We start from the raw sequence: 22,004 nt of genomic DNA, 5'->3' as shown, positions 1-22,004 counted from the left end.
AGCAACCGCGCCGGCGAAAGGAAACGAAGATGGGCACTGCAACCACACAGATGACGCCGAACACCACGGCACGGCCTTTCACGGCCGCCTCGCCGCGCACGGCGATCGAGGCGATTGACCTCGTCAAGGACTACGGCGAGGGCAGCAGCGTCGTCCACGCGCTGCGCGGCGTCAACGTCGCCTTCGAACAGGGCCGCTTCACGGCAATCATGGGACCGTCCGGCTCGGGCAAGTCGACGCTCATGCACACGATGTCCGGACTCGACGGCGCGAGTAGCGGCCGCGTCATGTTCGAAGGGCACGACCTGACGAAGCTCGGCGACAAGCAGCTGACGATGCTGCGCCGCACACGCATCGGTTTCGTCTTCCAGAGCTTCAACCTGCTGCCGATGTTCACGGCCGAACAGAACATCCTGATGCCGCTCACGCTCGCCGGCGCGAAGCCGGACCGCCAGTGGTTCGACCTGCTCGTGCGCACACTTGGCATTCAGGACCGCCTCGCGCACCGGCCCAACGAGCTTTCGGGCGGCCAGCAGCAGCGTGTCGCGATCGCCCGCGCACTCATCACGAAGCCTGCGCTCGTCTTCGCCGACGAGCCGACGGGCGCGCTCGATTCGGTCTCGAGCGCCGAGGTGCTGAGCTTCCTCAAGAGCTCCGTCAAGGAACTCGGCCAGACGATCATCATGGTCACCCATGATCCGGTCGCCGCGTCCTACGCGGACCGTGCGATCGTCTTCGCCGACGGCAACATCGTCGCGGACGTCGACGATCCGACGGCGGCGCAGATGAGCGAACTGCTCATGCGGGAGCGTGAACAGGCGACGCGCGGAGGCGGGACGGTGCCTTTGCCGGTCCACAAGGCGCTGCGCACGCAGCAGCCCATGCGCTGAGACGCCACCGGGACGTCCATCGGAACACAAGGGAGGATATGACGATGCTATCGGTGACGATGCAGATGATGAAAAAGAACATGAGGATGCTCATCCCTGCGGGGATCGCGATTCTCATCGGCACGGCGTTCATCACGGCGACACTGCTATTCACGAACGCGCTCAACATTTCGCTCGTTGATCAGACGACGGGCAAATACGGCCAATCTAACTATGCGGTCAGCCTCGACGACGCGACGTTGCGCAGCGATGGGGAAGTGCCGTCGCTCACCGGTGCCGAGGTCGAGCGGATCGGCGGGATCGACGGTGTCGAAAGCGCCCGCCTCGACGTCAACACGAACATCATGCTGACCGAAGGCGATGCGCATGCGAGCGGCTACGGCATCCTCGGCGCCGAAGACGGCAGGATATTGCCGGTCAAGGCGTCACAAGGCCGTTTGCCGTCGTCGATGACCGATGATGAGATCGCGATCCCGGCCAAGACGGCCGACCAGCTTGACGCGCATGTCGGGGACACGGTCACCGTGCGCGGCACCTATGTCGACAGGCCCGTCGACATCACCGCGAGGATCGTCGGACTGACGACCGATCCGCACAACGTGTACGGGTACTACGGCGGCGCATCGGTGCTCTCCGCGGCGCTCATGACCAAGCTGTTGTCCGATCCGTCGTATGACGACCTGAACGGCTATGGCGCGTTCCTGTACGTCGACCCGGCCGATGCGTCCACAGTCGCCGGGAAGATCAAGGCGCAGCTGCCCGAACACTACCGGCTTATGACGCGCGAGCAGCTCAACGAGCAGGCGATCAAACAACTCAGCGATAGCGGCGGCGACGTCACGAAGCAGTTCCTGCTCGCGTTCGGTGTGCTTGCGATGGTCGTCGCGGCGCTTGTCATCGCGAACACATTCCAGGTGCTCGTCGCACAACGGCGCAAGACGCTCGCATTGCTGCGCACGATCGGCGCGACGAAACGCCAGCTGTACATCTCGGTCCTTGAGGAGGCCGGTATGCTCGGCTTCGTCGCCTCGGCGCTCGGCGTCGGCGCGGGCATCGGCCTCATGGCGATCGCCGCGCAGACGACGCGCCACCTCGACAACGGTCTCGGTATGCTCACGCTTGATGTCACATGGCAGTCGGTCGTCTATCCGATCGTCTTCGGCATCATTGTGACCGTGCTCGCCTCGGTTGGCTCGGCGCGCGCCGCGACGAACGTCACGCCGCTTGAGGCGATGCGTCCGATCGAGCTGAGCGAGAACAGGAAGTCGCGCACAGGCAGGGCGGTCTTCGGCGTGCTGCTGCTCGCCGGTGGCATCGCCGCGATGGTCGCATCGATCCCCATGGCCAAGCAATCCTCCGATTCGGCAAGCCAGATGGCGCTCCTGCTCGCCGTGCTCGGCTGTGGACTTGCGTTCATCGGCCTCGCGTTGACGGCGATCTTCTGGATGCCGAAGCTCATGAAGGCCGCGGGCGCGTTCGTCTCGCTCTTCGGGCCGTCCGCGAAGCTCGCGGACGCGAACATCCAGAAGAACCCGCGCCGCATCTCGGCGACCGGCACCGCGCTGCTCATCGGCGTCACGCTCATCTCGACGCTCGCGACGGGCGCCGCCGCCGCGAAGGCGACGATGAACAAAGCGCTCGATACACGTTATTCGGTCGACATCGTCGTGACCAGCGACGACCTCGTGCAGTCCGATACGCGCAAGGCCGCGGCCGAGCAGGGCATCGCGGCGTCGCTTGAGGCGCCGACGGCGATGGCCGTGTTCACCGATGGCAACGGCAACAAGGTGAGCACGCAGGTCATCGGCATCCCGGACGTCGCCTCGCTGCAGCGCGTGTTCAACATGAAGCTCGACAACCCGGTCCCGACACTTGGCGACGGTGACGTGATCCTGCCCGACGCGAACATCCAGACCGGCAAGTCCTTCGGCATCAAGGACGGCAAGGTCGAGATGACCGGCTACACGGTCCCCGAGGAGGGCGACGGCGAGCCGGACGGTGACGTCATCTACGGCAAGACGGTGACGCTGCGCGCTGAACAATACGGCTTCCACCGCGTCTCGCAAGGCGCCGAGGCCGTCGCGTTCGTCAACCGCGCGCTCTTCGAGAACGGCACGTTCACACAGACCGGCGACATCGCGATGTTCAAGGTCAAGCCCGAACAGGGCCAATCACTGTCCAACGTCGTCGAAGCCATCCAGAAGGACTATGCGGGATCGCCCACCGCGGTCTTCACCGGACCGGTCGCCGAACGCAGCCAATGGGAATCGATGGTCAACATGATGCTCATGCTGCTCGTCGCGCTGCTCGCCGTCGCCGTCGTCATCGCCGTGATCGGCGTCGCGAACACGCTGAGCCTGTCGGTCATCGAACGCACCCGCGAATCGGCGACGCTGCGCGCGATCGGCATGACGAAGGGACAGCTCAAGCGCTCGCTCGCGATCGAGGCGATGCTCATCTCGGTCGTCACGAGCATCGTCGGCATGGTCGTCGGCACGTTGTTCGGATGGCTCGGCATCTACATCGTGATGAGCTCGATCGCCGACGTCGTCTACGTCGTCGACTGGGCCACCTACGGCATCATCCTCGCGATCGCTGTCGTCTGCTCGCTGCTGGCGAGCGTGTTCCCGGCGCGGCGCGCCGTGAAGACACCGCCGGTCGAGGCGCTCGCCGAATCCTGATTGTGGCCGGCGCGGCGGCACCTTCCCTCTCCTCGCATCCACGCCGCGCCGGCCATCGTCATCGGTACGCTGATGACGGATTGCCCCTCCGCCCCGCATCGCGGGGCGGAGGGGCAATCGTATGCGCAGGGGCGTGCGCGGACGCTACACCAGATGGTTCTCGTAGGCGAAGACGACGGCCTGCACGCGGTCGCGCGCGTTGATCTTCTGCAGGATGTGCGCGACATGCGTCTTGACGGTCGGCAGCGAGATGAACAGCCTGTCGGCGATCTCCTGGTTGGACAGGCCGTGCGCGATTTCGACGAGGACCTCGCGTTCGCGTTCCGTGAGCGTCGCGAGTTCTGGGTCCACATAGTCGTCCGCCGCGCGCTCGGCCTCGGTCTGCGCGCGGGTGATGCCACCCTCCATCATCTTCTCGATGAGCCGTTTCGTCGCCGTCGGCGCGATGATCGCGTTGCCCTGGTAGACGGTGCGGATCGAGTTGAGCAGCGTCTCCGGTTCGGTGTCCTTGAGCAGGAAGCCGGAAGCGCCCGCGTTGATCGCCGACATCACGTATTCGTCAAGGTCGAAGGTCGTCAGGATGATGACGCGCGTATGGCGTTCGCCTTCCTCGTTCGCATGCGCGTATGCGGTGATGCGCGCCGTCGCCGTCAGACCGTCCATACCCGGCATGCGCACGTCCATCAGGACGATGTCGGGATGCAGTTCCTCGACGAGCTCAACGGCCTTTCCGCCATCGGAGGCCTGTCCGACGACCTGCATGTCGGGTTGTGAATTGATGACCATCGTGAATCCGACGCGGATGAGTTCCTGATCGTCGGCGATCACGATGCGGATTCTGCCATTGTCTGCCATGCCGTCCAGTCTAGCCGGACGGGTGCGCCGCGCTCAGCGCCGCGCGCGGTCGGATCCGTCCGTCCTTCTGAGCTGCTCGTTGAGCGGCCGCGCTGGTGTGAGGTTCGGTGTCCGGTCATGGTCGCCCTCATCGCTGAACCCGGTTTCGCGCAGTACGCTGAGCAGTTCGCGCATATGGGCGAGCGCCGTGCGTCCTTGTGCGCCGATCTGCGCGAACGCGTCGGTGATGAACTCGGGCGATGGTGTTCTGCCATGTGCGAGTTCGTCGTCGATCGTCGACAGTTCCGTCGTGGTCTGCTCGATGACCGCGTTGAGTGTATCGCTCACTTCCGAGCGGATGTTCGCGCTGATGCGGTCGCGTTCGTGGTTCGCCGCGATGATGCGCTGTTTGTCGCGTTCGGCTTCGAGCGCCTCGGCGCGCGCCTGGAGCACCTGTGGATTCGTCCCGCCGAGTTTCGTCCACGCGCCGAGTGCGTACGCCATGATGCAGAAGAACAATGCGAACGCGCCGTATTGGATGAACACGGCATCGGGGGAGCCGTAGAACCCCGCGTCGATCAGCTGCTGCGGCGTATGTGAGAGCCATGCGAACAGGCTCCGGTATCCTGCGACGTTCATCGCGCATCGCGCAGCGAACACCGTGCATCCGAGCGTGAAGAGCGGTACGACCCATTTCCAGCTGGCCGGTTTGCCGTAGAGAGCGACCGCGTATATCGCGAAGAGCACATAGAGGTCGGCCGTATAGAAGCCGGGGAGTGCGAGCAGTTGCAGCAGGCAGATGGCCGCGACGGTCACGGCGACGGCGCGTGGGAAACGCCTGCGCAGCATGAGCGGTGCGACGATGCACCATGTCACGAACACGCCGAGCGCACGCATCCGCGGGGAATTGTCCGGCGTGCCCAGGAACATGACCGGTTCCGCCAACGAGGTGAAGCATCCGAGGAGTGTGAACATGATGACGTCCATGAGCACATAGTGGCGTTGCGTCCAGCGCGACATCCTCGAGATCCAGTTGCGTGGACTATCGTCCTCGACCTGTTCGAACGGTTTCGAACGCAGTTTGTCGCCGAGTTTGACGAAGAACGGCCATACGATGCGTTCGTCGGACGCATGCCGCTGCGGTGGTGCTGTGACGCCGCTCGCTGTGATGTCGCCGTCTGTGACATCGTCTACGGTGCCGTCCGCGTCGTGCGAGACGCCGTCGCTGCCGGACGTCGCATCCGCCGCATGCACGGTGGTGTACCCGGTGTCGGCGTGCATCGCCTCCGATGCGGGCACGGACGTCTCGGATCCGCCGGTCTCCCCGTGTCCTCCTCGTCCGAGCGGGACGCTCGCATGCACGTTGAAGCCGCCGGAGAGCCGGGGTCCGGAGGCGACGGCGCCGCCGACCGCCTCGATGCGTTCGCGCATGCCGAGCAGGCCATAGCCGGGCTTGTGCCCGTCCAATGACGATGCCGCGCCACGGCCGTCGTCATCGATGTCGATCGTCAACGTGTGCACGTCCCAACGGACCGTCACCGTCACGTCGACATGCGCCCCCGCATACTTGCGGATGTTCGTGAGCGCCTCCTGCACGACGTGGTACATCGCGACGCTCGACTGCTCGCTGAGCGCGGACGGGCGTTCCTGTCCGATTGTGCGCACCGTGAGTGTCATATCGGGGGAGACGGCGCGCGCCTGGTCGATGAGCGCATCGATGTCCGTGATGTCCGCGTGCGGCGAGCCGCCGAAGACACCGAGCAGCCGTTTCATATCGTGCAACGCGCGTTCGGATTCGCGGCGGATCGTCTCCATCGTCTCGCGCGCGAGCTTCGCGTCGTCGCGCGCGGCGTAGCGGCCGCCGTCCGATTGGATGATGATGATCGACAACGTGTGCGCGACGATGTCGTGCATGTCCCTCGCGATGCGTGCGCGTTCCGCCGACGCCGCGATCTGCCGTTCCTCCTGCTCGCGTGCGACGATCGCGTTGTTGCGTTCGTTGAGCAGTACGACCGTCTGTTGGCGTGCACGCTGCCAGAACGCGACGATGATGGCCATAGCGAGCGGCAGCGAGATTGACACGAGCACGATGACGAACGCCTCACCGAACATGCGTCCGCATACGGCCTGATGGTCCGGGGAGAGGGCCGGGCACGCGAAATACGCGTTGAGATCATCCGCGCTGCGTGATGGGTGCAACGGCCCGAAGACCTGCACCCACGCGTTGACGAGCGACGTGACCACATCGAGGACACCCGCGGTGATGAGGTACCGGCGCACATCGGCGCGTTCGCCATGGACGATCGCCGCGCACAGCATCGGCACGGCCATGAAATCGGCGATGACGAGAGAAGGGCCGAACACCAGCTGGATGACGACGGTCACGATGAACCAACGTGCGGACGTGCGCGGGCGCACACGGTGCAATAGGTACGGCGCGGTCAGCAGCACGCTCCAGACGGTCGAGCACAGCGGCGCCCACCCCGACGACGACGGATAGTCGAGGAACAACCCTGCGCCATCGCATATGAACCCCGCGGACATCGAGAACCACAACAGCGTCAACAACGCCGTCTCAAGACAGTCGACGAGGAGCGCACGGTGCGCGCGGAACCACGGCACCGCGCGCGTGCGCAGCGAATCGAAGGACATGCGGCCCAGCGTAGCGTGCGCGCACACCGAGGGCAATCATCCGCATGGACGAGACCGGTCCATGTCCGCACTGCGGGCTGAGATGAGGACATGCACGCCACCGCATCGGCATACCCGGGGCGGGACGCACAAGCCAACGATACAGCCAAGGAAGGAAGCGCGTATGGGACTGCTCGCCGAATACTATCTGCCGGGACTGCACGTCGCGGAACATGCGATCGACGTTCCGCTCGACTGGAACGGGCACGAACCCGGCCGCGGTTTCGATGGCGCGCACATCAAGCTGTTCTACCGCGTGCTCACCGCGCCCGACCACATCCACGACGACCTGCCGCCGCTGCTGTTCCTGCAGGGAGGCCCCGGTGGGGCCGGCCCGCGCCCGCTCGACCCCGACTCCGACGGCTGGATCGGCGAAGCCGTCAGGCACTTCCGCGTCGTGCTGCCCGACCAGCGCGGCACCGGACGCTCCTCGCACATCGACTCCAACGTCATCGGCGCGATGGACGGCGAGACCGGCGCCGATTACCTCGCGCACTTCCTCGCCGACTCGATCGTGCGCGACTTCGAACACCTGCGCCGCACCGAGTTCGCCGGCAGCCTGTGGACGACGCTCGGCCAGAGCTACGGCGGCTTCCTGACGCTCACCTACCTGTCGCTGTTCCCGACGGCGCTCGCGGCCGCCTTCACGACCGGCGGCATCCCGCACGTGCCCGCCGACGCGACCGAGGTCTACCTGCACACCTTCCCGCGCATGCGGCGCAAGACCGAACAGTTCACCGACCGCTATCCGCTCGACCGCGCACGCCTCGACACGCTCGCCGACAAGCTCACCGACGAACACGTCACATTGCCCAACGGTGACCCCTTCACCATCGAACGACTGCAGACGCTCGGCTCGTCCTTCGGCATGAAGCCAAGCTTCGAACGCGTGCACTGGCTGCTCGACAAGGCTTTCGCCGCCAGCGACGGCAGCGCCTCGGAGACGTCGCCGCTGACCGACGAATTCCTCGCCGACGTCGTGACGGCCACGTCGACGAACGCGCTGTACTGGCCGCTGCAGGAGTTCATCTACGCGAACGGCGAACTCGAACGGCCGATCGACTGGGCGGCGCAGCGCGTGCGCGACACGCTGCCGGAGTTCTCGACCGAGGCGCGGCCGCTGCTGCTGACCGGCGAGGCCGTCTTCCCGTGGATGTTCGAGCAGGAACGCGCGCTTAGGCCGTTCCGCCCGGCCGTCGAGACGTTGATGGGGCGCACGCGCTTCGGCACGATCTACGACGAAGCCCAGCTCGCGCGCAACACGGTGCCGCTGCAGGCGGCCGTCTACTTCGACGACATGTACGTCGACTCGTCGCTGAGCCTCGACACGCTCGCGCGCATCGGCAACGCGCACTGGTGGGTGACGAACGAGTTCGAACACGACGGTGTGCACGGCGCCAAAGTCTTCCGCCACCTGTTCCGGGAGGCGCTCGACCGCGGCGACTTGCGCAAGCTGTTCTGAAATCGCATGAACTATCCTCGGCGTCCGGCGCCGTGTCCGCGGCGCGGCATGCGCGCGCACGCCCGCAACATGGATGCGCTAGCGTGGACGGCGAACAATGACGGCGCGCCGAGGGCGCACGGCAAGGAAGGAAGAACATGACGGACGCGTGCACGGTCGGATTCATCGGATTCGGCAACATGGGACAGGCGATCGCGCGGGGACTTGTCGAGGCGGGCACGCTCGACGGCTCGCAGATCGTGGCCTGCGCGGCCCATTGGGACAAGCTCGTCGCGTCGACCGGCGCGATCGGCGCGAAGGCGCTGCACGACGCGAAGGAGGTCGTCGACGCCGCCGACGTCATCGTCGTGGCGATCAAGCCGTACCAGATCGAGACGGTCATCAAGCCGCTCGTCGCCGACCTCGCCGGCTCCGACAAGTTCGTCGTGTCGATCGCCGCCGGATGGACGCTCGACCGCTTCGAGACGATGATGGGGGAGATGAGCGCGCTCATCCACCTGCAGTGCACGATCCCGAACACGCCGATGGCGGTCGGCAAGGGCGTGCTCGTCACGGAGACCGACAACACGCTCACCGACGCGCAGCGCGACGAATTCGAACGGATCTTCGGATCGATCGCGCTCATCGAACGCGTCGACGGCGCGCACATGGACATCGCGATGTGCATCGCCGGCTGCGCGCCCGCCTTCACCGACATGTACCTCGAGGCGCTCGGCGACGCCGGCGTCAAGTACGGGCTGCAGCGCGCGACCGCCTACCGGCTCGCCGCGAAGATGATCGAGGGCGTCGGCGCGCTGTATCTGGCCACCGGCACGCATCCGGGCGCGATGAAGGACGCCGTGTGCTCGCCGGGAGGCACGACGATCAAGGGCGTCGCTTCGCTTGAGGAGAGCGCGTTCCGCGGCGCGGTCGTCCGCGCCGTCGACGCGATCGAACAGGGCTGAGCGGCGGCCGCCGCCCACGGTCCGCGTTGACGAGCCGCAACGCTACAGTGGGCGGTATGTCTCTTACCATCGGAATCGTCGGACTGCCGAACGTCGGCAAGTCCACCATGTTCAATGCCCTCACCCGCAACAACGTGCTCGCCGAGAACTACCCCTTCGCGACGATCGAGCCGAACACCGGCATCGTGCCGCTGCCCGACGACCGCCTGCCGGTGCTCGCCAAGCTCGTGCACACCGAGAAGATCGTGCCGGCGACCGTCACCTTCGTCGACATCGCCGGCATCGTCAAGGGCGCATCGGAAGGCGAGGGACTGGGCAACAAGTTCCTCGCGAACATCCGCGAGGCGGACGCGATCTGCGAGGTCGTGCGCGCCTTCGAGGACGACGACATCGTCCATGTCAACGGACACATCGACCCGGCCGACGACATCGACACGATCAACACCGAGCTGATCCTCGCCGACCTGCAGACGATCGACAACGCGCTGCCGAAGCTCGAGAAGGACCTGCGCGGCAGGAAGATCGAGCCGGCATACATGGAGGCCGTCAAGCAGGCGAAGACGATCCTCGAGTCGGGACGCACGATCGACCAGGCGGCGCAGGCCGGCGAGATCGACAAGGACGACCTGTACGACCTGCATCTGCTCACCGCCAAGCCGTTCATCTACGTGTTCAACGTCGACGACACCGAGCTGATGAACGACGAGTTCAAGAAGAAGCTCGCCGATTCGGTCGCGCCGGCACCGGCGATTTTCCTCAACGCGCAGTTCGAGGCCGAGCTCACCGAGCTCGACGAGGCAGACGCCCGCGAGATGCTCGAGGACGCCGGGCTCAAGGAATCGGGTCTCGACCAGCTCGCGCGAGTCGGCTTCGATATCCTCGGCCTGCAGACCTTCCTGACGGCGGGTGAGAAGGAGGTGCGCGCCTGGCAGATCCACAAGGGCTGGACCGCGCCGCAGGCCGCAGGCGTCATCCACACCGATTTCGAGAAGGGCTTCATCAAGGCCGAGGTCGTCTCCTACGACGACTTCGTGGCCGCCGACGGCTCGATGCCGAAGATCAAGGAGGAAGGCAAACTTCGCCTCGAAGGCAAGGACTACGTGATGCAGGACGGCGACATCGTCGAATTCAAGTTCAACGTCTGAGCGAGCGTAGCGCCATCATACGAAAACGGCGGCATTCCAACGGTTCGTGGGTTGCGAACCATACGGAATCCGCCGTTTTCGCGTCTTTCGTTTCAGCCGTCGATGGCGTCGTGGGCGCGCGCGGCTGTGACCATCGTCAGCATCATGACCGACGGTTCGAGCGCCCGGACCATGTGCGGCAGACGCGTGGGGAGGTAGATGAGGTCGCCGGGGACGGCCTCGCGCTCCTCGTCGCCGCCCCTGACGAGCAGGCGTCCGCTGAGCGGCTGCACGAACACCGGCATCGCCGCCGTATGCTCGCTCAGCTCCTGACCTGCGTCGAAGGAGAACAGCACAACGTTGCCGCCCTCGGTGCGCATGAGGGTGCGCGACACCGTCGCCTCCGGCTGGACGCTCACCATCCGCGCGACGTCGTCAAGCACCTGCATCCGTGTTTCATCATCGGTCATCGTCATCGCTCCTTGCCCGTGTATCATGTCCGCCTGGTGCCGCCGCGCCGCCCGGCCTGCCCGCCGGTCGCGGTCGCGACGCATGACCACAGTGTAGCGTCGCGACCGTGACGCGCAAAGGCCCCGCGCATCGCTCAATGCGAAACGCGGGGCCGTGGTGCCGGATACGCGCAGACGGGCGGAGCGTCTGCGCGCGGCGTGATCACTCGGCCTGCTCGCCGCCGGCTTTGAGGCCGGTGCCGTCGCCGCTGGGCGCCTGCTGCGGCGGGAAGGGGTTGACCGGCTCGGCGGGCTGCGGCGTCTCGTTCGACTTTGATCCTTCGCGCTTGGCGGCCTGCTTGGCCGCGTCGCCCTTCGCGCAGCCGCAGCCGCATCCCGAGGTCTCGCCGGCCGCGTTCGCGCTGCCCCGGAAGTCGAGGTCGCCGTCCGAGGAGGCGCCCGGCGTCGCCCCGCCGTCCGTTGCGCCGGTGTTCATGTTGTCCGAATTGATGTTGGTGTTGGTTGTTGCAGTAGTCATGTCGGCTGCCTTTCTGTTCGTTGTCTCCCACTGTACGGGGCGTACATATGAGGGGCGTGTGCGAATGCTGCCAATATCATGGGGATGCGTTCAGGAGATCATCAGTCTTCGCGGTGTGCGATCAATCGAACCATGACATGGAGGGCGACATGTCATGGTTCGGCCGTTGCGCTTATCGAGAGAGCCGGTACGCGAACCGCTGCATGCGCGCAAGCACCTGCTCGCTCTCCTCGAGCCAGGTCATGCACACCGGGAACACATGGCCGAGCGTGCGCGTGGATGGCACCTTCTCGTCATGCAGTTCGAAATCGCAGCCGTGAACGGACAGCGAGGTCGCCAATGCGAGCGTTTCGGCCTCGATGAAATCGTCGCTGCTCGTCTGCAGGTAGAGCGGGGGCAGCGGGCACCGGGAGACGAGGGCGGCGGGGGACAGGAAGGGCTGCGCCGCGTCCAGTCCGGCGAAGAAACGGGCGCCCAGCGTAGCGGTCAGGCGTTCGCGCATCGGGGAGGCGCCCGTGACGTCGTAGACGCCGCTGATGAGCGCGCCGCCCGCGATCGGCAGCTCCGACGGCCGGGGAGCGCCGAAGGCCTGTGCGGCGTCGGCATCGCGTTCGATCGCCATCGTCAGCAGTGCGAGGCATGCGCCCGCCGAATCGCCCGTGAGGAACACGGCGTCGGGGTTGACCGGGAACCGGTCGAGATTCGCCCGGATCCAGCGCAGCGCGTCCTGGATGTCGGCGAGCTGGCCGCGCAGGTCGGTCTGCGGCGCCGGACGGTAGTTGAGGGAGAATACAGCGAAGCCCAGAGCCGCCAGATGCGTGCAGAAGTTGCGGTTGAGCTCCTTGTACCCGTAGCAGAAGCCTCCGCCGTGGACGTCGATGTACACCGGCAGCGTCGCACCGCCGCTAACGATTGCAGCATGGGGCAGATAGAGGTCGAGTAGATGGCCGCGGACCTGACCGTGGGCGCGGTCGTAGCCGCCGTCGGCGCGGTAGGGCACGTCGGCGATCACGTCGACCGATTCGGGATCGTGCCAGTAGGCCGCGCGCGGATAGTCGAACTCGGCCGTGTCGAGTCGTAAACGGCGGATTTTCGCGGCCTGTTCGGCGCCCACGGAACGCAGATCGTCGTCGATCTCGGTCCAGTAGCGTGCTATCGGCGCGATCGCGCAGTCGAGGTCGTCGCGTTCCATCGTCAGGGTGTCCAGGTCGGGGCATGTGAGCGAATAGGGCGTTGACATCGTATTCATCATGTTTGTCCTTTCCCTGCGTTCGGGCATACGTCTTTCATTATCGCACAGTTTCGGCGATTTTCCAACGTTTTGCGGCCCAAGAGCCCGTGCTCGCCGCCATGGGGGCCCATTCGCTGACGACGCAATCGGCGGATTCTGGGGTGTGGGCGGGGTACTACTGGGAGACATGAAAGAATTCTGTGAGAAATGGGGCAAGCGCATTGCCACCAAGGAGATGTTGCTCATCGTCATCGTCACGCTCGCGGCCACCGTCGTCGGCATGTGGGCGGCGCAGTTCCCGGGTCTGCAGATCCTCGGCGCGCTCATCATCGCGCTGTTGATCGGCATGGTCGTCCAGTTCCCGATTCGCGCGTGGTACACGAAGAACGATCCGCAGCGTCAGGCGCGTGTCAAGGACGCGGCCGGACTCATTGCGAACAAGTTCCTTCGTCTGGGCATCATCCTGCTCGGTTTTAAGCTCAATCTGCAGCTGCTGTTCACGACGGGCGCGAAGTGCCTGCCGCTCGCCGTCGTCATCGTCACCGTCACCGTGCTGCTCACCTACGGCATCTGCCGCTGGATGGGCGTCGATCCGCTGATGGCCATCCTCGTGGCCTGCGGCACCGGCATCTGCGGTGCGGCTGCCGTCATGGGCGTCTCCGGTTCGATCAAGGTCTCCCCCAAGCGTGAGGAGGAGAAGGAGAACGACGAGGTCACCGCAATCGCGATCGTCGCGATCATGGGCACGATCTTCGCGCTGCTCGAGATCGCGCTGCTGCCGCTCTTCGGCCTCACGCAGGCCCAGGAGGGCTTCGTCGCCGGCGGCTCGCTGCATGAGATCGCGCACGCGGTCGCCGCGGGCGAGGGCCTCGACGATCCGCAGCTCGCCGCGCAGCAGGGCGTCGTCGACGCCGCGACGATGGCGAACATCATCAAGCTGTCGCGTGTGCTCATGCTCGTCTTCGTCGCGATCATCGTCGCGGTGTGGTGGGACAAGAAGCACAGCGAGGTCCCGTCGGACGGCGGCAAGCGCAAGGTCGCCTTCCCGTGGTTCATGCTCGGTTTCATCGCGACGGCCGCAATCGGCACGCTCATGCTCAAGGCGTGGCCGGCCACCACCGGTTTCGTCAACGTGCTCGGCAACGACGTCGCGAAGATCTTCCTCGGCATGGCGATGGCCGCCTTGGGCATCAACGTCAACTTCAAGGCGCTCAAGAAGGGCGTCAAGCCCTTCGTCGCCTCGCTCATCGCGTCGATCGTCCTCGTCGCGCTGTGCATCGGCCTCGCGCTGCTGTTCTTCCCCGCGAAGTGACGGCCGGCTGACCGACCGCCCTAGCCGTCTTCACCACGCGTCGCCCGCGTCCCGTTTCCCGGGGCGCGGGCGACGCCGTTTTTCCGTCCCACGCGAAGAGCCGCGCCCCGTGTCGGACGGTTATGACGCCGCATCGTCTGTTCGTGACATGGGGGTCCTACAATGACGATGGCGTCCGCGCGGGACCCTGCGCCGCCGCGTGCCGCCGAGAGCAGTCCTGAGAAGTCAAGGAGACCTTTATGACCAACCTTTCGATGGCGGGCATGTTCCACTGGAAACTGCACGGCAACGGCAAGACGCTCGGCCCCGGCGAGGTCGTCGATCCGAACGAGCGCCTCACCTGGCCCCGCACGATCGAGATCGGTGCACAGCACGTCGTGGCGATGTTCGGCGCCACGTTCCTCGTGCCGATCCTGACGCATTTCGACCCCTCCACGACGCTGTTCTTCACGGCGTTCTCGACGGCGCTGTTCCTGCTCATCAACAAGAACATCCTGCCGTCCTACCTCGGTTCCTCCTTCGGCTTCATCGCCCCGATCACGGCCGTCTACAGCGCCGGCAAGGGCATCGCCGTCGCCAGCTTCGGCATCCTGTGCACAGGTCTGTTGCTCGCGCTCATCGGCGTGGCGGTGCAAGTGGCTGGCGCCGTGTGGATCGACCGCATCATGCCGCCGGTCGTCAACGGCGCAATCGTCGCGATCATCGGTTTCAACCTCGCGCCGACCGTGTGGACGAACTTCCAGACCGCGCCGGATACGGCGCTTGTCACGCTGTTCGCCGTCGTCCTCGTCGCCGTGCTGTTCAAGGGGCTGCTCGGCCGCCTCAACATCCTCATCGGCGTCCTCATCGGCTACGCGTACGCGTGCGTGCGCGGCCAGGTCGACTTCGCGGCGATTGAAAGCGCCGCATGGGTCGGCTTCCCGCGCTTCCACCTGCCGCACGTCGATTTCTCGGTGCTGCCGATGTTCCTGCCGGTCGTCCTCGTGCTCATCGCCGAGAACGTCGGCCACGTCAAATCGGTCGCCGCGATGACCGGCCACGACTACGACAACCAGATCGGCACCGCGCTCATCGCCGACGGCCTGGGCACGACGGTCGCCGGCTTCGGCGGCGGCTCCGGCACGACGACCTACGGCGAGAACATCGGCGTCATGGCCGCGACGAAGGTGTATTCGACGGCGGCCTACTGGTGCGCCGCCGGCTTCGCGTTCATCCTATCGTTGTGCCCGAAGTTCGGCGAGGTCATCAACTCAATTCCCGCCGGCGTCCTCGGCGGTGTCACGACGCTGCTGTACGGCATGATCGGCATGATCGGCGTGCAGATCTGGGTCGACAACAAGGTCGATTTCAGCAAGCCGCTCAACATCATGACGGCCTCGATCGTCATGATCATCGGCATCGCCAACTTCCAGTTCGCGATCTCGGATGTGCAGTTCAACGGCATCGCGATCGGCTCAATCGCCGTGCTCGTGCTCTACCACGGCCTCAAGGCGATCGGCCGGGCGACCGGCGCGATTCCGAAGACGCCGTCCGCCGACGACGCCGCGCCGTCCTCGGCACCTGCGGGCGACGACGAGGCGGCGCAGTGGACGTCCCTGAAGGACGGGACGAGTCCGCAACGGTCTTCCGACTTGACCGTCAGGTAAGGTGTTCGATCCGGAAACGGCGTGGGGCCGCGCGACGTCATTTGCGACGTCGCGCGGCCCCACGCCGTTTCCGGCGCTCAGCGTCGGCGCGCCCCGAAGGTATCCCACGGGGCGTGTAGCGGGGTGCCGCTAGACTGTTTGAGTTTGCGCACCCTGCGCCGACATCTGACTAGGAAGGCCACCGTGCCCGCTTCACCTGTTTTATCCGATATCAAGCATCCCGAATCCGTCTTCGACGCCGACGAACAGGATGCCATGACCTTCGCCGAGCTCGGCGTCGACGGCCCGATCGTGCATCTGCTGGCCGACGAGGGCAAACGCACCGCGTTCCCGATCCAGCAGGACACGCTGCCCGATTCGCTCGCCGGCCGCGACGTGCTCGGCCGCGGCCGCACCGGCTCAGGCAAGACGCTCGCGTTCGCGATACCGCTCGTCACGCGCGTCGCCACGTCCTTCGACGACGACCGCGAGCACGGCCGCCGCGAACCGCGCGGCGCCAAGCCGCATCCGCGCGGCCTCGTGCTTGCGCCGACGCGCGAGCTCGCCAACCAGATCAACGACGTCGTCGCGCCGCTCGCCGCGCTGTACGGGATGACGACGACGACCGTCTACGGCGGTGTGCGCTACGCGCGGCAGTTCAGAGACCTCAACGACGGCGCGCAGATCGTCGTCGCCTGCCCGGGTCGTCTCGAGGATCTCATCGAGCAGGGCGCGCTCACGCTCGATGACGTGCGCGTCGTCGTCCTCGATGAAGCCGACGAGATGGCCGACATGGGCTTCCTGCCGCCGATCAAGCGACTGCTCGCGCAGATTCCGCGCGACGCGCAGCATATGCTGTTCTCGGCGACGCTCGACCACGGCGTCGACGCCGTCGTCGACGAGTTCCTCGACGATCCGAAGGTGCACAGCGTCGATGAGGCGACCGATCACGCCGACCTGATGACGCATCATGTGTTCCTGACGACGAAGGCCGATAAGAACGAGCTCGTGCGCACGCTCGCGGGCGGCAAGGGCCGGCGCATCCTGTTCACGCGCACGAAGTTCCAGGCGAAGAAGCTTGCGAAGGCGCTCACGCAGCAGGGCATTCCGGCCGCGGAGCTGCACGGCAACCTCAGCCAGAACCAGCGCGACCGCAATCTGCAGGCCTTCGAATCGGGGGCGACGAACGTGCTCGTCGCGACCGACGTCGCCGCGCGCGGCATTGACGTCAGCGGCGTCGAACTCGTCATTCAGGTCGATCCGCCGGACGATCCCAAGTCGTTCCTGCATCGCTCGGGACGTACGGCGCGCGCAGGCAAGGCCGGCGACGTCGTCACGATCATCACGCCGGACCAGAAGCGCTACGTGCGCGGGCTGCTGCACCGCGCAGGACTGGCGATCAAGCCGATCGAGGTCCGTCCGGATTCGCCGCAGGTCGCCGAACTCGTCGGTGAGACGGCGCCGCTCGTCGAAGGCTGGGAGTTGCCCGAGCTTGAACGCCGCCGCACCTCGCGTCCCCGCGGACGCAAGTCCGAACGCCGCGAGGCGCGTCAGTCGCGCAGCGCGAAGGCCCGGCGCAACCAGAACCGCACCCGCGAGCGCAACCGCGAGCTGCAGCGGCAGATCGACGATGAACGCCGCGAATTCGCGCAGCGTTTCCTCGGCGACGTGCACAGCGTGCGCGGCGAGGAGACGGACGGCGCCGCGTCGGCCTCCCGCGACGCGAAGCCGCGCCGCGACCGCCGTCAGGACGATCGCCGTCGTGAGGAGCGGCGTCGTGATGATCGACGTGAGGACCGTCATGACGATCGCCGCGAGCGCAGCCGTCATGACGACGAGCGTCGCGGCGGCAAACGTATCCACCGTCGCGAACAGCGCATCGTGCGTGACGAGCGCGGCGAGGACGCCAAGCGGCAGGAACGCCGCGAGGAGGCGCGCCGCGCTCGTCGCTACGAGAACGCCGATCAGGCGAAGGCGGCCAAGCGCGGAGGGTCGAAGCACCGCAACGGCGCCACGAGGAAGCGCGCCAATGGCAAGCGTCGTTCGACGCCGTTCCGCACGCGCTGAGCGCACGGCCACTGATTGACGGCCACTGATTGATGAGGGGCGCTCATCCGCAGGATTGTTCCGCGGATGGACGCCCCTCGTCTCGTCAGTATTGTGTTGGATGTGGTATTGATTGTGTTGGATGTGGTATTGCGTTGAATATGCGCGCCGTTCAGCGACGGTCGTCGTCGGTCTGGCACGCCGGATCGCCGCCGTTGAGCTTCGCAGCGAGGGCGGCGGCGAGCACGCGCGGGACGAGACGCACGCCGAAGGACGTCATCTTCGCGAGCGCGCCCTGATAGGCGAGCGTGCTGCCGGCCTGCATCTTCGCGTAGGCGAAGGCGGCGGTGCGTTCGGGCGTCGACGGCTTGAACAGCGGCAGCGTGTAGAAGTTCTTGCCCTTCATGTGCGCGGCCGCCTCGAAGCCGGTGGTCACCGGCCCGGGGCATACCGTCGTCACCGTCACGCCGGTGCTGCGCAGCTCGTAGGAGACGGCCTCGCCGAGCGAGCGCACGAAGGCCTTCGTCGCGTAGTACATCGCCATGTAGGGGCCGGGTGTCGTCGCCGCGACGGACGCGATGTTGAGGATGCGTCCGTGACCGCGTGCGCGCATGTCGGCGCCGAACAGGCGCATGAGTTCGGCGAGCGCGACCATATTCACTTGCATCATCGCGCGCATGCGTTCCTCGTCCATGTCGAGGAAGGCGCTCCAGTCGCCGAATCCGGCGTCGTTGATAAGCGTGTCGACGACGATGCCGCGTTCGCGTGCGAAGCGGTGCAGGCGTTGCGCGGCGCCCGGATGCGCCAGATCGATCGTGACGGCGACGACGTGCGCGTCGAGGTCGTGTTCGAGCGTCGTCTTGAGCACGGCAAGCTTGTCCGCGTCGCGCCCGGTGATGACGAGGTCGTCGTCGTGCTGCGCGCACAGCAGCGCGAGTTCCCTGCCGATGCCTCCGGTGGCCCCTGTGATCAGTGTCGTCATGATCGTCCTTCCCGCTCGTGCGGGCGCGCCGTGTGTCGTCGCGCCGTGTGTCGCCGCCCACTGTAGCCCATCCGGGCTGCGGGCGGCGCATGTTCAGCTCGGCGCGCGACGCGCCAGCGCGTGCCGTTTTCGGAATAGGGCGCGCGCCGCCCGCGTTGACCTTCGTGGGCGGACGCCCCCCACCTCTAGGCGCCCGTGGCATTGGTTTTTCAACCATTGGTTTTCAACAAGGAGCGGTCAATGGCTACAGCAGGCATCATCGTCGCGGCGGTGGCGCTCAGCGCGCTGCTGCTGTGGTACTTCTTCGCGCCGCGCCGCGCCGCGCGCGCAAGCGGCGGCGACGACGGCGTACAGCATGTGCGCATCGAGGTCAAGGGCGGCTACGACCCGGCCGAGGTCATTGTGCGCGCCGGCGTGCCGACGCTCATCGACTTCGACCGGCGCGAGGGCGGCGAATGCTCGTCGCATGTCGTCTTCTCCGACCTCGGCATCGACCTCGCGCTGCCGGCGAACGAACACACCGAACTGCGGCTGCCGGCGCTGCCGGCGGGGGAGTACCCCTTCGCCTGCGGCATGAACATGCTCCATGGCATGCTGCGCGTCGAAGGCGAAGGTGAGGGCGACGGCGTCGCGGCCGTGGCCGGCGCGCCGACCACCGTGGACGAAAGCGACAACGTGCTGCGCGGCCGCCAGCAGGCCGAGGATCTCGACCGCGCCCACGAGATCCGCACGTTGACCCAACGTCTCGTCGTCGCCGTCGTGTTCACGGTGCCGCTGCTGTTCGTCGCGATGCTGCCGATGATCCCGGCCGTCGACGCGTGGATGCGCGCGACGGCGCCGTGGATGCTCAGCCCGTGGCTGCAGCTCGTGCTGACGTTGCCGGTCATGTGCTACTGCGGATGGCCGGTGCACCGCACCGGATGGCTCGCGGTCGCGCACCGCGCGCCGGAGATGAACTCGCTCGTCACGCTCGGCACGATCGCCGCGTTCGGCTACAGCCTCGTCGTCACGCTGTGGCCGCAGCTGCTGCCGCCCGCCGCACGCGCGCCGTACTACGAGGCCGTCGGCACGATTATCACGCTGATGATCCTCGGCCAGCTGCTCGAAGCGAAGGCGCGCGCCGGCACCGGCGACGCGATCCGCGAACTCATTGGCCTGCGCCCCGACACGGCGACCGTCATCCGCGACGGTCGTGCGGTGAGCGTGGCGACCTCGGACATCGTCGTCGGCGACATCGTCGAGGCGCACCCCGGCGAACGCCTGCCCGTCGACGGCGTCGTCGTGTCCGGATCGAGCGCCGTCGACGAGTCGATGATCACCGGCGAATCGCTGCCGGTCGCCAAGACGGTCGGCGATCCGGTCATCGGCGCGACGACGAACGCGACCGGCGCGCTGCGCTACCGCGCGACGCGCGTCGGCGCCGACACGACGCTGTCCGGCATTATCCGCCTTGTGCGCGCCGCGCAGACCTCGAAGGCGCCGATCCAGCGTATGGCGGACAAGGTCGCCGGCGTGTTCGTGCCGGCCGTCGTCCTCATCGCGATCTGGACCTTCGTCATCTGGTGGTGCGTCGGCGTGCCGCTGCGCGGCCTGTACGGCCTGATCTGCGCGATCTGCGTGCTCGTCATCGCCTGCCCGTGCGCCCTCGGACTGGCCACGCCGCTGTCGATCACGACGGCCACCGGACGCGGCGCGCGCCACGGCGTGCTCTACCGCAACGCGGAGGCGCTCGAGACGGCCGCGAAGATCGATGTCGTCGTCTTCGACAAGACCGGCACGATCACGCGCGGCGAACCTCATGTCGTGCGCATCGCCGCCCTCGGCGCCGACGGCGCCTTCGACGCGGCGATCGACGACGCGACGCTCGCCGCGATCGCCGGCGCCGAAGCGAAATCGGAGCATCCGCTCGCGCACGCCGTCGTCGAGGCCGCCCATGCGCGCCACCTCGACATCCCCGAATGCCTGACCTTCGTCGCCGTGCCCGGAGGCGGCGTGCGCGCCGACGTGGACGGCCGCGATGTCGTCGTCGGTGCCGACCGTTTCGTCGAGGACGCCGTCGGCTCTGACGGGCTCGAACAGGTGCGCGAGACGATGCGCCTGATCGCGCAGGACGGCGCAACGCCGGTCATCGCCGCCGTCGACGGCCGCACCGTCGCCGTGTTCGCGATCCGCGACACAATCAAGGACGACGCGCGCGCCGCCGTCGACGCGCTGCGTGCGCGCGGCATCGGCGTCGTCATGCTCACCGGCGACAACCGTCTGACGGCCGACGCGATCGCGCGCGAGGCCGGCATCGCGCACACGATCGCCGACGTGCGCCCCGAGGACAAGGAATCGGTCATCCTCGCGCTGCAGCGGCAGGGACGGCATGTGGCGATGGTCGGCGACGGCATCAACGACGCGCCCGCGCTCGCCCGTGCCGACCTTGGCATGGCGATGGGCACCGGTACCGACGTCGCGATCGAATCGGCCGACGTCACGCTGATGAACGGGTCGCTCACGTCGGTTGTCACCGCGCTCGACCTCGCACATGCGACGATGCGCAACATCCGCCAGAACCTCGGATTCGCGCTCGGCTACAACGGTCTGGGCATCCCGGTGGCCGCCGGCGTGCTCTACCCGATCTGGCACGTGCTGCTCAACCCGATGATCGCCGGCGCGGCGATGGCGTTCTCGTCGCTGTCGGTCGTGCTCAACGCGAACAGGCTGCACCGTTTCGCCCCCGGCCGCGCGCACCGCTACACGATGCACGCTGCGCCCATCGATGAATCGACGCTCGAGCCGGTGCACGGCGCCGTATGCCGTGCGCACAATGGGGACGGCACCCGCAAGGGAGACGACAACAAGGACACTGCAACGAAAGGACATGCGATGGCAGACGAAACCGCCGAGGAGATCCTCGAGGACGCGATCGACGAACAGCTCAGGCAGGAGGAGGCGGACGCCGAGGATGTCATCGACCCGGTGTGCGGCATGACGGTCGCCCCGAAGACCGCCGCGGCCAAGCGCGTGTGGCACGGCCGCACGATTTACTTCTGCAATCCGCACTGCGCCGAGGTCTTCGACTCGAACCCGTCGAACTACGTGGACGACTGATCGACACACAGTCACCGCGAAGTGGCACTCAGTAGTCACAGACGACGAACGCGCCGTGGCAATGACCGGACATGTCGGCCGTCCCCCACGGCGCGTTCG

Annotated in this window: 15 protein-coding genes; 9 read left to right on the top strand and 6 right to left on the bottom strand. The window is 66.6% G+C overall.

Annotated elements, in window-relative coordinates:
- The first annotated feature begins 50 nt into the window (after nt 1-50).
- Nucleotides 51-890 carry an ABC transporter ATP-binding protein gene (locus G606_RS0105145; protein WP_051198584.1) on the top strand — a complete coding sequence of 280 codons (840 nt, stop codon included), beginning with the start codon at nt 51-53 and terminating at the stop codon, nt 888-890.
- A 44-nt stretch (nt 891-934) separates the two neighbouring features.
- Nucleotides 935-3,571, top strand: coding sequence for an FtsX-like permease family protein (locus G606_RS0105140; RefSeq protein ID WP_026645049.1), 2,637 nt, complete (start codon nt 935-937; stop codon nt 3,569-3,571).
- 144 nt (nt 3,572-3,715) lie between these two features.
- On the opposite strand, the gene G606_RS0105135 is transcribed toward G606_RS0105140, so the two are convergent.
- Together G606_RS0105135 and G606_RS0105130 are read right to left on the bottom strand one after the other, a co-directional pair.
- The gene (locus tag G606_RS0105135) at nt 3,716-4,426 is read right to left on the bottom strand and encodes a response regulator (RefSeq protein ID WP_026645048.1); all 711 of its coding nucleotides are present in this window, start codon (nt 4,424-4,426) and stop codon (nt 3,716-3,718) included.
- Nucleotides 4,427-4,459: 33 nt separating this feature from the next.
- Nucleotides 4,460-7,057, bottom strand: a complete 2,598-nt coding sequence (locus G606_RS0105130) for a sensor histidine kinase (RefSeq protein WP_081664089.1) — start codon at nt 7,055-7,057, stop codon at nt 4,460-4,462.
- 163 nt (nt 7,058-7,220) lie between these two features.
- On the opposite strand from G606_RS0105130, the gene G606_RS0105125 reads away from it, so the two are divergent.
- The 3 genes from G606_RS0105125 (at nt 7,221) to ychF (ending at nt 10,647) form a co-directional block, all read left to right on the top strand.
- Nucleotides 7,221-8,558, top strand: coding sequence for an alpha/beta fold hydrolase (locus G606_RS0105125; RefSeq protein WP_026645046.1), 1,338 nt, complete (start codon nt 7,221-7,223; stop codon nt 8,556-8,558).
- A 137-nt stretch (nt 8,559-8,695) separates the two neighbouring features.
- Complete coding sequence (gene proC, locus G606_RS0105120) at nt 8,696-9,502, top strand: pyrroline-5-carboxylate reductase (protein ID WP_026645045.1); 807 nt, start codon at nt 8,696-8,698, stop codon at nt 9,500-9,502.
- Between the two features lie 56 nt (nt 9,503-9,558).
- Complete coding sequence (gene ychF, locus G606_RS0105115; RefSeq protein ID WP_026645044.1) at nt 9,559-10,647, top strand: redox-regulated ATPase YchF; 1,089 nt, start codon at nt 9,559-9,561, stop codon at nt 10,645-10,647.
- Nucleotides 10,648-10,739: 92 nt separating this feature from the next.
- Here the strand turns inward: ychF and G606_RS0105110 are convergent, their stop codons facing one another.
- The 3 genes from G606_RS0105110 to G606_RS0105100 form a co-directional block, all read right to left on the bottom strand.
- Entirely contained in the window at nt 10,740-11,096 is a 357-nt protein-coding gene (locus tag G606_RS0105110) for a cupin domain-containing protein (protein WP_026645043.1), read from the bottom strand.
- 202 nt (nt 11,097-11,298) lie between these two features.
- Nucleotides 11,299-11,613 carry a hypothetical protein gene (locus tag G606_RS0105105; RefSeq protein WP_231371425.1) on the bottom strand — a complete coding sequence of 105 codons (315 nt, stop codon included), beginning with the start codon at nt 11,611-11,613 and terminating at the stop codon, nt 11,299-11,301.
- Nucleotides 11,614-11,785: 172 nt separating this feature from the next.
- The gene (locus G606_RS0105100; RefSeq protein ID WP_051198582.1) at nt 11,786-12,865 is read right to left on the bottom strand and encodes an alpha/beta hydrolase; all 1,080 of its coding nucleotides are present in this window, start codon (nt 12,863-12,865) and stop codon (nt 11,786-11,788) included.
- A 166-nt stretch (nt 12,866-13,031) separates the two neighbouring features.
- Between G606_RS0105100 and G606_RS0105095 the strand changes: the two genes are divergently transcribed.
- The 3 genes from G606_RS0105095 (at nt 13,032) to G606_RS0105085 (ending at nt 17,848) form a co-directional block, all read left to right on the top strand.
- The gene (locus G606_RS0105095) at nt 13,032-14,156 is read left to right on the top strand and encodes a YeiH family protein (protein WP_026645040.1); all 1,125 of its coding nucleotides are present in this window, start codon (nt 13,032-13,034) and stop codon (nt 14,154-14,156) included.
- A gap of 263 nt (nt 14,157-14,419) precedes the next feature.
- Entirely contained in the window at nt 14,420-15,802 is a 1,383-nt protein-coding gene (locus tag G606_RS10015; RefSeq protein WP_442852244.1) for a uracil-xanthine permease family protein, read from the top strand.
- Nucleotides 15,803-16,057: 255 nt separating this feature from the next.
- A complete protein-coding gene (locus G606_RS0105085; protein WP_081664085.1) occupies nt 16,058-17,848 on the top strand; it encodes a DEAD/DEAH box helicase in 1,791 nt (596 codons plus the stop codon).
- Nucleotides 17,849-17,999: 151 nt separating this feature from the next.
- On the opposite strand, the gene G606_RS0105080 is transcribed toward G606_RS0105085, so the two are convergent.
- Nucleotides 18,000-18,809 (bottom strand): SDR family NAD(P)-dependent oxidoreductase, encoded by an 810-nt coding sequence (locus G606_RS0105080; RefSeq protein ID WP_026645038.1) that lies wholly within the window; start codon nt 18,807-18,809, stop codon nt 18,000-18,002.
- A gap of 240 nt (nt 18,810-19,049) precedes the next feature.
- On the opposite strand from G606_RS0105080, the gene G606_RS0105075 reads away from it, so the two are divergent.
- Nucleotides 19,050-21,905: a heavy metal translocating P-type ATPase gene (locus G606_RS0105075; RefSeq protein WP_026645037.1), complete on the top strand. Its 2,856-nt coding sequence runs from the start codon at nt 19,050-19,052 to the stop codon at nt 21,903-21,905.
- The last annotated feature ends 99 nt before the right edge of the window (nt 21,906-22,004 follow it).

The organism is Bifidobacterium sp. AGR2158, assembly GCF_000424225.1.
Lineage (GTDB): Bacteria > Actinomycetota > Actinomycetes > Actinomycetales > Bifidobacteriaceae > Bifidobacterium > Bifidobacterium anseris.
The sequence above is the reverse complement of the archived record's forward strand: the minus strand, read 5'-3'. Positions and strand labels throughout refer to the sequence as shown.

Bases quoted from the DNA above. Each gene is read 5' to 3' on its own strand.
- G606_RS0105130 (WP_081664089.1), bottom strand. From the start codon at position 7,057: ATGTCCTTCGATTCGCTGCGCACGCGCGCGGTGCCGTGGTTCCGCGCG.
- G606_RS0105140 (WP_026645049.1), top strand. From the start codon at position 935: ATGCTATCGGTGACGATGCAGATGATGAAAAAGAACATGAGGATGCTC.
- ychF (WP_026645044.1), top strand. From the start codon at position 9,559: ATGTCTCTTACCATCGGAATCGTCGGACTGCCGAACGTCGGCAAGTCC.
- G606_RS0105085 (WP_081664085.1), top strand. From the start codon at position 16,058: ATGACCTTCGCCGAGCTCGGCGTCGACGGCCCGATCGTGCATCTGCTG.
- G606_RS0105135 (WP_026645048.1), bottom strand. From the start codon at position 4,426: ATGGCAGACAATGGCAGAATCCGCATCGTGATCGCCGACGATCAGGAA.
- G606_RS0105075 (WP_026645037.1), top strand. From the start codon at position 19,050: ATGGCTACAGCAGGCATCATCGTCGCGGCGGTGGCGCTCAGCGCGCTG.
- G606_RS0105105 (WP_231371425.1), bottom strand. From the start codon at position 11,613: ATGACTACTGCAACAACCAACACCAACATCAATTCGGACAACATGAAC.
- G606_RS0105145 (WP_051198584.1), top strand. From the start codon at position 51: ATGACGCCGAACACCACGGCACGGCCTTTCACGGCCGCCTCGCCGCGC.
- G606_RS0105125 (WP_026645046.1), top strand. From the start codon at position 7,221: ATGGGACTGCTCGCCGAATACTATCTGCCGGGACTGCACGTCGCGGAA.
- G606_RS0105100 (WP_051198582.1), bottom strand. From the start codon at position 12,865: ATGATGAATACGATGTCAACGCCCTATTCGCTCACATGCCCCGACCTG.
- G606_RS0105080 (WP_026645038.1), bottom strand. From the start codon at position 18,809: ATGACGACACTGATCACAGGGGCCACCGGAGGCATCGGCAGGGAACTC.
- proC (WP_026645045.1), top strand. From the start codon at position 8,696: ATGACGGACGCGTGCACGGTCGGATTCATCGGATTCGGCAACATGGGA.
- G606_RS10015 (WP_442852244.1), top strand. From the start codon at position 14,420: ATGTTCCACTGGAAACTGCACGGCAACGGCAAGACGCTCGGCCCCGGC.
- G606_RS0105110 (WP_026645043.1), bottom strand. From the start codon at position 11,096: ATGACCGATGATGAAACACGGATGCAGGTGCTTGACGACGTCGCGCGG.
- G606_RS0105095 (WP_026645040.1), top strand. From the start codon at position 13,032: ATGAAAGAATTCTGTGAGAAATGGGGCAAGCGCATTGCCACCAAGGAG.